Origin of the sequence: Sediminibacterium roseum (genome assembly GCF_009939005.1) — a bacterium.
In the GTDB taxonomy this organism is placed as follows: domain Bacteria; phylum Bacteroidota; class Bacteroidia; order Chitinophagales; family Chitinophagaceae; genus Sediminibacterium; species Sediminibacterium roseum.
The window spans coordinates 45260-57804 of record NZ_JAACJS010000002.1 but is presented as its reverse complement, the minus strand read 5'-3'; the positions used below and the strand labels follow the sequence as shown (position 1 = coordinate 57804).

Here is a 12545-nt window from a genome sequence, read left to right as displayed (position 1 = left end):
TGTTAATTATTCACGGTTCAGGGTAGAGAGTCACGAGGGTCACTTCAACAACGTGGTGTTAAACAGCTTTAAGATCCTTTTGTACTCGTCTGTCCAGCTGCTTGGTTCTACAAAGCCATGATCCTCTACTGGGTATGGGGCGATGCTCCAGTTGTCTTTGCCCAGTTCAATGAGTTTTTGAGACAAACGCACTGCATCCTGGAAGTTTACGTTCACATCCACCATTCCATGGCAGATCAATAAATGATTTTTCAGGCCGCTTGCAAAATTGATGGGCGACGATTTTGCGTAAGCGAGACTGTCGTTAAAAGGTTCGTTCAGAATGTTTGCAGTATAACCGTGGTTGTAATGTGCCCAATCTGTAACGGGCCTCAACGCTGCGCCGGCTTTGAATACATCGGGTGTGGTAAAGAGTCCCATGAGCGTGATAAAGCCACCATAGCTTCCGCCATAGATTCCGATGCGTGTTGCATCTACGCCGTATTTATCTACCAGGAACTTCGCGGCATCAACATGATCTGTCAGGTCCTTTCCTCCCATAAAACGATAGATGCCGGTTCTCCAGTCGCGGCCATAACCACTGCTTGCGCGGTAGTCGATGTCGATAACCGTGTATCCCTGGTCTGCCAGTAAATTGTTGAACATGGTTTCCCTGAAATAGGAGCTCCACCAGTAGTGAACGTTCTGCAGGTATCCTGCGCCATGAACGAAGATGACAGCTGCACCGTTTTTCTTTCCTTTCGGTTCAAAAACACGGCCGTAGATCTGCTGGCCATCGCGCGCCGGTATGGTGATTACTTTTGTGTCTCTCCATGCATAGGCCTTGAACTCATCGCTCATACCCTTGTTGGTTACCTGCACAGGTTTTTTACCTGGCGCATTTTCCTGGATATAGAGTTCCCAAGGTTTGGTTGTATAAGAGTAACGGTATGCGATCCATTTTTCGTCGGGCGACATGCTCACTTCGTAGCCGCCTTCCATGCTGGTGATCTTTTCTTTTTTGGTGCCATCGGTTTTAATGCGGTACCAGTTTTGTTTGCCCGGGTGTTCTTCGTTTGTTAAGAGATAGAAGATTTGTTTGTTCTGGCTAAGTTCTACATTCTGTACTTCGTATTTTCCTTCGGTGATGGCTTTTTTGGTTCCTGTGTTCACATCGTAGGTATACAGATGTGCGTACCCGGTGGCTTCGCTCTGGAAATAGAAAGTGTTGTCGTTGATCCATCCTGTTGCGCGAACGGGTCCGCCGATCCAGGCTTCATCGCGCTGGCGGTCTACCGGTGAAAGTTTTCCTGTGGCCCCATCGAGTTTCATCAGCCACCTGTCTTTGTTGTCCTGTGAGCGGATGTCGATGATCGCAACCGTTCCGGCATCGTTCCAATACACACCGCCAAAAGTTACCGGGCGGTTTTGTGCACGGCGCGCGCCGAATTTTTGCGGGTAGTCTTTATAGTAATCCGGTACATCCTGTATGCCGGGGATCTGGTCGGTTGAAACCAGTATCAAAGAATCGCGCAGTTTATCGAAAACATAAAAATCATATTTACCCAAAGGGGCGCCCACTTTTGTGCGGCCGGGTATATCGGTTGTGAAACCGCTCTCGGTTACATAATCCGGAACGATCGTGTTTTTTCCTGAAGTGGGTGCGGTGTATAGGCGGTAGGTAACAAATCTTCCATCCGGACTGATTTGCAAGCCCTGCAAAGATTTATCGCCGATGCCGATGGTTTTGAGCGTATCGGTATCTTTCATGCCCTTAAGAAAGGCACTGCGGAGATCGCGTTTTTGTTTGCGCTCTGTAAGTACGGTTGAGTTTTCGAGGGCCTCGTGTTGCAGCCACTGTTCCTGTGTTCCGACCGAAACGGTTGCACCGGCGCCACCGCCAAAGCCACGTTGAGCACCGCCGCCGCCTTGTCCTCCGAAGTTGCCGCCGCCACCACCGCGTCCTTGTCCGCCACCACCAAAGTTGCCGGCTACCTGCGGGGCCGCCACGGTTTCAGCACCGCGCGTGATGTTGGTGAGTTGGGTGGTAACACCTGTTTTCAGGTTCCAGGCAAACAGGTTTTGGTTTTTGTTGTACGCGATCGATTCGTCTTTTTGAATGAACCGTGGCTGCGATTCAAATTCTTCGGTTTGGGTAATGCGTGTTGTTTTGTTTGTTTTGAGATCTGTAAGATAAAGATCTCCGCGGTAAGCATACACCATCATGGTATTGGTGCTGTTGTAAACCGCGCCATTCAACGCCTGCATTTTTTGCGTTTCGAAATACCCCGCTTTCTGCGGCTCACCGCCGCTGATGTTATATATATAGGTAGAGTCTGAAACGTTTCCATTTGGGTTCCAGCTGAAGAAAACTGATTTGCTGTCTTGCGACCAGAACACATTGGTTGGGGAAGTGCCGATCCATTTCGGATCCTTCATGATTTTTTCAACAGTTAATTGTGCGTGACAAACAGATGCTGTCAAAAGCAGCAGCGCGAGAAATTTAATTTTCATCTTGGGCAGTTCGGTTTTGGTTGTTTGATCTATAAATCTAGGCAATTTGAAAACGGCAAAAAAAGAATTCGGTGAGCGGGCGTGTGAATCGCCAACCGGGTAATCCGGGGCGAAAGATGGTTATTTGTAGTACCCGTATTTCTCAATTTCCTCCCGTACTTTATCCGGAACGAGGTAGCGGATCGACTTGCCTTCGCGGATGGTCTCACGTATTTCGGTTGCCGACAGCTCGAGCATGGGTGCGTCGAGAATGGTGAGGCGGGCGTTGAGCGGATCTTTCACTTCAAAGCCCGGGCGGTTGTAAATAATGAAAGCGTAGTTTTTTATGAGCAGCTCAAAGTTTTTCCAGCGCGGCAGGTTTTGAAAACTGTCGCTGCCCATGATCACAGAGAAATCGTGCTGCGGATATTTTTCCTGGAGATAAGTAAGCGTGTCTATGGTATAAGACGGCCGCGGTAATTTGAACTCGACTTCGGAAGCCTTCAAACGGAGATCGTCTTCTATGGCGAGATGAACAAGGTGAAGCCGGTGGTATTCGTTTAGTAAAACAGAAGAAGGCTTCATCGGGTTTTGGGGCGATACCACAAACCAGACCTGCTGCATATCGGTATGGTCAACAACATGGCTCGCAATAATGAGATGGCCTATGTGAATAGGGTTAAACGAGCCAAAGTACAAGCCAATTTTCACTTAAATGATTGATTATCAATTGTTTAAGATGGTTTCTGTCTCTACGAAGATACTATTTGCTTCATTCAGACGTAAACTTAAGTGGTAACCTGCCACCGAGATAGAGATCGGGTCGCCGAGCGGAGCGATCTGTTCTATTTGTACCTTTTCGCCGGGCACGCAACCCATTTCCATTAGTTTGATAAAGATCTCGTCTTTTTCAAATGAATGGATAACTGCTTTTTGACCTACACTTAATTCTGACAATCGTATCATTTCTTCCTGGTGCGTGGGGTGATTGGAATGAACAAAATACAACGCACCGGTTTCTTTTATGTTCGGAATACCTGGCGGCCGCTGTATGGTGTTCGGGACTTCGAAGGTAGCCAGCCTGTGCGGGTTCTTCTTACGATTATGGTAATAACATGCAATAGCGTTTATCGGTACTACGTTATATAGATATGGCAGCAGTAGAATTTCGCTCGGCAGACAGAACGTTGCGATTGCAGGAGCGTTCGAAGTTAAAGGCGTTTGTCGCTTCTATCTTTAAAAAGGAGAAACAGGCACTAGCGAACATCACCTACATTTTCTGTTCCGACGATTTTTTGTTGCGCATGAACCGTGATTTTCTAAAGCACGACTACTATACGGATGTGATCACGTTTGGCCTTTCTGAAAAAGGAGAGCCGGTAGAAGCTGAGGTCTACATCAGCGTTGACCGTGTTAAGGACAATGCTTCAAACCTCGAAACAACGTTCAAAGCCGAGATGCTCCGCGTGATCTTTCATGGCGCACTCCATTTGTGCGGGTACAAAGACAAAAGGAAAAGTGAAATAACGTTGATGCGGGAGAGAGAAGAGCATTATTTGCGTTTATTTGAAAAAAGCAAATAGATGTTCAGGTCGTTTTTATTGTGTCTTCTTTTGTTACCAGTCTTTGGGTCCGCCCAGGTTGCTTTCATAGAACTTGAATCAAAGACTGTTCCCGAGCCCAATGTAAAGGATACGGCTGTTGAGAATTGGAACCGGGCGCAACCCGGTTACGGCCGACTCTCCAAAGAGGGTAGGGAGATGCTCTACTGGACCAACTATGCAAGGCGCAATCCCGTTGAATTCTGGAACAACGCCATTCAGCCAATACTTGAAGCTTTCCCGACGCTTAACAGGAACGAGGCCGTAACGCTGAAGGCAGCTTTGATGATGGTTGGACCGCTCCCGATGTTTGTGTTGAACAAGGTATTAGTGGCAACAGCACAATCGCACGCAGACGATATAGGCAAAAAGAAAGCGCCGCTGGGCCACAATTCAACCAACGGCGCAAATTTTGGATCAAGAATGACGGCGGCCGGCATCAAGTACTGCGCAAACGAGAACATTTCATTGTGCAGTCAAAGTGTGCTTTTGTCTATGGTTTTGCTTTACCTCGATATAGGGGTGGCGGATTTGGGTCACCGCAAGACACTTTTAAACCCCGTTTTACATGAAATGGGCGTTGGCTCCGCACAATATGGGAAAGAGGAGAATCAATACTTTATCGTACAGGATTTTGCGTGTAAACAGTAAGGTATGTTTCACGTGGAACATGGACGGGTTTTCAAAGTGCTGGTATTCACGCAAATAGGCGGCAATGTTTCACGTGGAACCTGAACTTTCGTTATCCTGCTCTGCTTCGCTAATTAAAAGGTATTTTTGCATTTCAAAAAGTAGTTTAATGTTCCCTGAATATGATGTGATTGTTGTTGGAGCCGGGCACGCCGGTTGTGAAGCAGCGGCCGCCGCTGCTAACATGGGCAGCAAAGTATTGCTGATTACCATGAATATGCAGACCATTGCCCAGATGAGTTGTAACCCGGCAATGGGTGGCATTGCCAAAGGACAGATCGTGCGTGAGATTGATGCAATGGGCGGTTACAGCGGCATTGTGAGCGACATCAGTACCATCCAGTTCCGGATGTTAAACCGCAGCAAGGGACCGGCCATGTGGAGCCCTCGTACACAAAACGACCGGATGCTGTTTGCTGCCACCTGGCGCGAGATGTTGGAAAACACGCCAAACGTGGATTTCTACCAGGACATGGTTCGATCCATCATCATCAAGAACAACAAAGCCTGCGGTGTGATCACTGGCCTGGGCCATGAGGTGCGTTCGAAGTCGGTTGTGGTTACAAGCGGAACTTTTCTAAACGGGATCATTCACATAGGCGAAAAACAATTCGGCGGCGGGCGCGTGGCTGAAAAAGCGGCAACCGGCATTACCGAGCAATTGGTAGAATTTGGTTTTGAAAGCGACCGCCTGAAAACCGGAACACCACCCCGGGTAGACGGCAGGAGCCTGGATTACAGCAAGATGGAAGAACAGAATGGAGACGAAGAGATCGTTGGCTTTTCTTATACCAACACAAAAAAAATCGATCCTAAGACCCAGCGCAGTTGCTGGATCACTTATACCAATGATAACGTACACGATATTTTGAAAACCGGGTTCGACAGGAGCCCGATGTTCCAGGGAAGAATTGAAGGAATTGGCCCGCGTTATTGCCCCAGTATCGAAGACAAGATCAACCGTTTTGCTGACCGGGACAGGCACCAGCTTTTTGTTGAGCCCGAAGGATGGAACACCGTAGAAATATACGTAAACGGGTTCTCCACATCATTACCCGAAGAAGTTCAATACGAAGCCCTTCGTATTGTTCCGGGGTTTGAAAATGTGAGAATATTCAGACCGGGTTACGCAATTGAATACGATTATTTTCCGCCAACGCAGCTGCAGTATTCGTTGGAAACCAAACTCATTTCCAATTTATTTTTTGCCGGCCAGATCAACGGAACAACTGGCTACGAAGAAGCAGCTTGCCAGGGATTGATGGCGGGTATCAACGCACACCAGAAAGCGCGTGCGCTTGACCCGGTGATCCTGAAAAGGAGCGAGTCCTATATTGGCGTGTTGATCGATGACCTCATCAGCAAAGGAACCGAAGAGCCTTATAGGATGTTTACCAGTCGCGCGGAATTCAGAACCCTGCTCCGCCAGGACAATGCCGACCTGCGCCTCACAGAAATAAGCTACCGTCTTGGACTTGCCTCGCAGGAGCGGATGGATAAAGTGGTTGAGAAAAGGAACGAGGTTTCTAAAATTAAAAAACACCTTGCCGAAACCAGTGTTGAGCCGGATGATGTGAACCCTTATTTCAACGAAATCGGATCCGCACCCATTTCCGAAAAGCAAAAACTTGCGAAGATCATTCTCCGCCCCAATGTTGACCTGCCTTCGCTGATCAAGGTTGTTCCCGGCCTGAAGGAATCTTTCGCGGACGTGTCTGTTGACGCACTTGAGCAATCGGAGATCCAGATCAAATACGAACGCTACATAGAAAAAGAACAGGAGATCGTTGAGAAGATGAGCCAATTGGAAAATATGGCCATACCCTCCAGTTTCGATTATGATAAGGTTCCCGCCTTATCCAACGAGGCATTGCAGAAATTCAAAAAGATCAAACCCGGTACATTGGGACAAGCCAGCCGAATCAGCGGTGTAAACCCCAGCGATGTGCAGATATTGATGGTATACATGGGGCGATGAGCGCTTAAATCTTTGATTTGTGTTCGATTAGTTTGAGTAACTTCCCTCAAACTACTGCAATCATGAAACGGATCATTCTTTTTGCATCCATCCTTTTTTTATTTTCCTGCCGCGGGGATCAAAACACAACATCACTAAAAGACTACCATGCCCTAACAGACAGCGGCGTACAGACCGGTGGTGTTAGAATGATCCCTATTAAAACGCCGGCCGGTACATTCAATGTATGGACCAAGCGTTTTGGCAACAATCCAAAAATAAAAGTGTTGCTGCTGCACGGCGGCCCGGGAGGAACCCATGAGTTTTTTGAAAGCTTCGAAAGCTTCCTGCCGCAGGAAGGAATTGAGTTTTATGAATACGACCAGCTCGGCTCCTATTTCAGTGATCAACCCAAAGACACCAGCCTTTGGGTAACCGCCCGGTTTGTTGAAGAAGTGGAACAGGTAAGAAAAGCCCTCGGCCTCAACAAAGACAATTTTTACCTGCTCGGCCACAGTTGGGGTGGTATTCTTGCCATGGAATATGCGCTGAAATACCAGGACAACCTGAAGGGACTCATCATCAGCAACATGATGAGCAGCGCACCACTTTACGGTAAATACGCCGAAGAAGTGCTTGCGAAGCAGATGGATCCGAAAGTGCTGGACACCATCCGCACCCTCGAAGCCAGGGGCGATTTCAACAATCCCAAATACATGGAACTTCTGATGCCTAATTTTTATGCGCAGCATTTCTGCCGCGTAAACCCCTGGCCCGAAATGTTCAACCGCGCAATGCCGCACCTTAACCAGTCTATATATGTTATGATGCAGGGCCCATCCGAGTTTGGTGTGGGCGGAAGCCTGGCAAAATGGGACCGCAGCAAAGACCTTCCCAAAATAAAACCCCCAACGCTCACCATCGGTGGCAAACACGATACGATGGACCCCGAACACATGAAATGGATGGCCGGCCAGGTACAGAACGGGCGCAGCCTGACCTGTCCGAATGGTAGCCATTGTTCTATGTGGGACGATCAACCCAATTATTTCCCGGGCCTTATTTCTTTCATCAAGGATGTGGATGCCGGTACGTTTAAAAAATAGGGTTCACCCGATCTCAAACGCACTTTACCGAAAACCGCTGAATCAATCGTGCGAATGATTTTTACAGTGGCGCGTTTTCAGTAGTTTTAAGCTCTTCCAAAACCAAACCAAACATGAGAAAATTCAAGCTCCTGCTTTCCGGGCTGCTGTTTGCATCGTTGCTGCAGGCCCAGGAAACATTCCCGGTAAACGGCGTGGCCGACAAACGTGAGGGTTGTTATGCCTTTACGAATGCCACGATCGTTCAGAACTCACAAAGCACTTTACAGAAAGCCACACTCGTTATCCGCGATGGAAAAATCGTTTCGGTTGGCGTGGGCGCGGCCATCCCGAAAGACGCGGTGGTGATCGATTGCAAGGATAAATTCATCTATCCTTCCTTCATTGATATTTATACCGACTACGGCGTTGCACCTGCGGCCTCTGGCCAGCAAGGCGGCCAGGCCGGTCGCGGCGGCGGCGGTTTTGGCTTCGGCCAGCCGGCACAGATCACTTCGGCGGCAAAGGGACCGGCCGGATGGAACCAGGCGATCCGGTCTGAAGTGGATGCATACAAAATGTTCAACGTAGACGAAACCGCTGCAAAAAACCTCAGGGATATTGGTTTTGGTACGGTCCTCTCACACGTAAAAGATGGCATCGCACGCGGAACGGGTACGGTGGTTACGCTTTCAAAAGACAAAGACAACCTGGCTATACTTAAAGAAAGGGCCTCTGCGCATTATTCTTTCAACCGCGGAACATCAACGCAATCTTATCCAAGCAGTATGATGGGTGTGATCGCTTTGCTGCGCCAGTCGTACCTCGACGCGCAATGGTACAAAACAAAACCCGCCAAAGAAGGTGTGAACCTTTCGCTCCAGGCATGGAACGAGAACCAGAACCTCCCGCAGATCTTTGACGCGAACGACAAATGGAACGATGTTCGCGCGGCGCGCATTGCCGACGAATTTGGCGTGAAATACATCATCAAAGGCGGTGGCAACGAGTACCAGCGCATCAAAGAGATCGCTGATACAAAGTCTACTTATATATTATCACTCAACTATCCTACCGCAATGGATGTTGACGACCCGAACGATGCACGTTTCGTGGCATTGTCTGATATGAAACACTGGGAGCTCGCCCCAACAAACCCCGCGGCATTTGAAAAAGCAAACATTCCTTTCTGTTTAACAACGGCAGACCTGCGCGATGTAAAACAATTTATGGCCAACCTCCGCAAAGCAATAGAGTATGGCCTCTCCGAAAGCAAAGCTTTCGACGCCCTTACAAAAACACCTGCAACCCTCCTGGGTGTATACGATAAAGTGGGAAGCATTGAAGCTGGTAAAATGGCAAATTTTGTGATCGCTTCAGACAACATCTTCTCCGACCGCGCCGTGGTTTTACAAAACTGGGTGCAGGGCGATAAATTCAACGTTAAAGAAGAATCATGGAACGATGTAAAAGGAACCTATAACCTTACCATCTCTTCTGCTGCAGGAACCAGCAACTATACACTTGATGTAAAAAGCGCAAACACAGCCAATGTGATCGGGAAAGATACCCTCACCGGAACCTTCTCTCACGATGGCAAACTCGTAAAACTCAGCTTCTCTACAACACCGGCCCGCCGTGGCGGCCCTGGTGGCGGTGGTGGATTTGGCGGCGGCGGCTTCGGCGGCCGTGGCGCCGGCGGTGGTGGCGCAGCCCCGGCCGGACCTCGTTTCCGTTTGAGCGGTGTTTCTAACGGCGACCTCTGGACCGGTGTTGGCGAAGACACTGCAGGAAACAAACTCACCTGGTCTGCCAGCCTCACTTCAAAAGGAATTACTACAGATACAGCCCTGAGAAGAAGGCCAACCCCTCCGCAACGTCTCGGGAAAGTAGTGTATCCATTCGATGGATATGGATGGGAGGAAGCGCCCAAACAGGAAACCATGCTGATCAAAAACGCAACGGTTTGGACCAACGAAAAAGAAGGCAAGATCGAAAACGCGGATGTACTTGTTCAGAACGGTAAAATTGCAAAAGTAGGCAAGAACCTGAGCGCAGACGGTGCAAAGGTGATCGACGCAACCGGCAAACACGTAACCGCGGGCATCATTGACGAACACTCGCACATTGCGGCGGCTTCCATCAACGAAGGCGGGCAGTCGGTTACATCAGAGGTTCGCATTGCAGATAACCTGAACCCCGAAGATATCAATATTTACCGCCAGCTGAGCGGTGGTGTTACCACATCACACATCCTTCACGGATCGGCAAATACGATCGGCGGTCAAACACAGCTGATCAAACTGCGCTGGGGTGCAAACGACAACGATCTTAAATTCAAAGGGTCGGATGGCTTCATCAAATTTGCATTGGGTGAGAACGTAAAACGGACCACCTCAACCAACAACAACCGTTTCCCTGATACAAGGATGGGTGTTGAAGAAGTGTTGAACGATGCATTTGCCCGCGCCACCGATTACCAGAATGCCATGAAAGCAGATCCGAAAACACGCCGCGACCTGGAGCTTGATGCATTGGTAGAGATCATGAACAAAAAACGTTTCATTACCTGCCACTCTTACGTACAAAGCGAGATCACCGCAGCCATGCGTGTAGGTGATAAATACGGCGTACGCTTCAACACCTTCACGCATATTCTCGAAGGATACAAGGTGGCGGATAAAATGAAAACGCACGGATCAAGCGCATCAACCTTCTCAGACTGGTGGGGTTACAAAATGGAGGTACAGGATGCGATGGCATACAATGCAGCGGTGATGTACAAAATGGGCCTTAATGTTTGTATCAATTCAGACGATGCAGAGATGGCGCGCCGTTTGAACCAGGAAGCCGGCAAAACCGTGAAATACGGCGGCGTTCCGGAAGAAGATGCATTGAAGATGGTAACCCTCAACCCGGCAAAAGCATTGCATGTAGACGATAAAGTAGGAAGCATCAAAGCGGGCAAAGACGCGGATCTCGTGATCTGGAGCAACCACCCGCTCAGCATTTATGCAATGTCAGAAAAAACAATCGTTGATGGTATCGTTTATTTCGACAGGGAAAAAGATGCGGAGCAACGCAGGAAGATTGCGGCAGAACGCTTCCGCCTGGTAAACAAATTACAGGGAGAAAAAAGAGGCGGCGCACCAACACGCGCAGCAGAACCTTCTTACCAGGTGCTGATGAGCTGCGGCGACCATGCACACCGCGAAGGGCTCATCACTTTTGAACTGGAAGAATTGCTCTCAAACTATAACGATCAAAACTAATTAACGATGAAAAAAATATTCAGCAATATATCAGCCCTGTTACTGATGGCCGGCGTTGCACAGGCGCAGGAAACAGTATACCCGGCTGCACAGAACCGCGGATCGTTCGTGATCACCGGCGGAACCGTTCACATCGGCAACGGCCAGGTGATTGAAAACGGTACGGTAGAAGTTGTAAACGGAAAAATAACCAAAGTAGGCACCGGCGGCGCAACCGTTAAAGCCGATGCTACTTATGATGCAAAAGGAAAACACGTGTACCCGGGCCTCATCCTTCCCTCTTCCGATCTTGGTCTGAAAGAGATCGGCGCTGGCGTAAGGGGCTCTAACGATTTCCAGGAGATCGGAGACTACAACCCCAACGTACGTTCGATCGTAGCCTACAATACCGACTCCAAGTTCATCAACGTACTGAAATCAAACGGCATCCTGCTCGCAGGCGTTACACCAGAGGGTGGCATCATCAGCGGCTCATCTTCTGTGGTGCAGCTGGATGGATGGAACTGGGAAGACGCAGCCTATAAAATGGACCAGGGCATACACGTAAACATGCCAAGCTTCCTCGCAAGAGGCGGACGCCGCGGTGGCGGTGGTGGATTCCCGGGAGGTTTCCCGGGCGGATTTGGCGGCGGCGCGGCAGACCCGACCAAAGCAGCGTTCGACCGGCTGGAAGAGATCAAATCGTTCTTCCGCCAGGCAAAATCGTACAACGAAGAAACAACACATACAGAAAGAAACCTGAAACTCGAAGCAGTTAAGGGCCTCTTCAACAAAACACAAAAACTGTTTGTACATGGCGACCAGGCAAAACAAATGTTGTTTGCCATCGACTTTGTAAAAGAATTTGGTTTTGATGTGGTGATCGTTGGCGGAAGCGAGAGCTACCAGATCGCTGACCTGCTCAAACAAAACAACATCGCCGTGATCCTCGGCCCTGAACATGCATTGCCGGCAATGGAAGACGATGATGTGGACCAGCCATACAAAACACCAGCGGCGCTGCAAAAAGCCGGCGTTCTTTACGCGCTGAACGATAACAACGAAGAAACCCGCTACCGCAACCTTTCATTCAATGCGGGAACAGCGGCTACGTATGGTTTGACGAAAGAAGAGGCGCTGCAGGCGATCACGCTGAATGCGGCGAAAATTCTCGGCATCGCCGATAAAACGGGATCACTCGAAGTGGGCAAGGATGCCAATATCGTGATCTCCGACGGCGATATCCTCGACATGAAAAGCAGCAATGTTTCCGAAGCCTTTATCCAGGGCCGCCATGTGAGCCTGGATAACAAGCAGAAACAATTGTATGAAAGATATAAGCATAAGTACGGGATCAAATAGCCCATACGGCGCATAACCGAAAGCGTTCCTGCTTAGAAATAGAAACAGGCTTAAAGGCTGGTGATGATTCACCAGCCTTTTTGTTATACCACATCGCACCGAATAGTACCCGAACCCACTCCCGGAA

9 protein-coding genes are annotated in these 12545 nt (G+C 49.1%); 6 read left to right on the top strand and 3 right to left on the bottom strand.

Annotation, left to right across the window (positions count from 1 at the left end; all coding sequences use genetic code 11):
* Window positions 1–39 precede the first annotated feature (39 nt).
* From GWC95_RS00140 to GWC95_RS00130, 3 genes are all read right to left on the bottom strand, one after another.
* Window positions 40–2493, bottom strand: a complete 2454-nt coding sequence (locus tag GWC95_RS00140) for a S9 family peptidase (RefSeq protein WP_202630176.1) — start codon at window positions 2491–2493, stop codon at window positions 40–42.
* Window positions 2494–2613: 120 nt separating this feature from the next.
* Window positions 2614–3183, bottom strand: coding sequence for a nicotinate (nicotinamide) nucleotide adenylyltransferase (gene nadD, locus GWC95_RS00135; protein WP_161816645.1), 570 nt, complete (start codon window positions 3181–3183; stop codon window positions 2614–2616).
* A gap of 15 nt (window positions 3184–3198) precedes the next feature.
* Window positions 3199–3438: a FeoA family protein gene (locus GWC95_RS00130; RefSeq protein ID WP_161816644.1), complete on the bottom strand. Its 240-nt coding sequence runs from the start codon at window positions 3436–3438 to the stop codon at window positions 3199–3201.
* A 185-nt stretch (window positions 3439–3623) separates the two neighbouring features.
* On the opposite strand from GWC95_RS00130, the gene ybeY reads away from it, so the two are divergent.
* The 6 genes from ybeY to GWC95_RS00100 all read left to right on the top strand — a co-directional run bounded on the left by ybeY (window position 3624) and on the right by GWC95_RS00100 (window position 12418).
* On the top strand, window positions 3624–4055 hold the full coding sequence (ybeY, locus tag GWC95_RS00125) for an rRNA maturation RNase YbeY (protein ID WP_161816643.1): 432 nt from the start codon (window positions 3624–3626) through the stop codon (window positions 4053–4055).
* Window positions 4056–4232: 177 nt separating this feature from the next.
* Window positions 4233–4724, top strand: a complete 492-nt coding sequence (locus GWC95_RS00120) for a CAP domain-containing protein (protein WP_161816642.1) — start codon at window positions 4233–4235, stop codon at window positions 4722–4724.
* 148 nt (window positions 4725–4872) lie between these two features.
* Window positions 4873–6741, top strand: a complete 1869-nt coding sequence (gene mnmG / locus GWC95_RS00115) for a tRNA uridine-5-carboxymethylaminomethyl(34) synthesis enzyme MnmG (protein WP_161816641.1) — start codon at window positions 4873–4875, stop codon at window positions 6739–6741.
* A gap of 62 nt (window positions 6742–6803) precedes the next feature.
* Window positions 6804–7826: a proline iminopeptidase-family hydrolase gene (locus tag GWC95_RS00110; RefSeq protein WP_161816640.1), complete on the top strand. Its 1023-nt coding sequence runs from the start codon at window positions 6804–6806 to the stop codon at window positions 7824–7826.
* 113 nt (window positions 7827–7939) lie between these two features.
* On the top strand, window positions 7940–11077 hold the full coding sequence (locus GWC95_RS00105) for an amidohydrolase family protein (protein WP_161816639.1): 3138 nt from the start codon (window positions 7940–7942) through the stop codon (window positions 11075–11077).
* 6 nt (window positions 11078–11083) lie between these two features.
* Window positions 11084–12418, top strand: coding sequence for an amidohydrolase family protein (locus GWC95_RS00100; protein WP_161816638.1), 1335 nt, complete (start codon window positions 11084–11086; stop codon window positions 12416–12418).
* The last annotated feature ends 127 nt before the right edge of the window (window positions 12419–12545 follow it).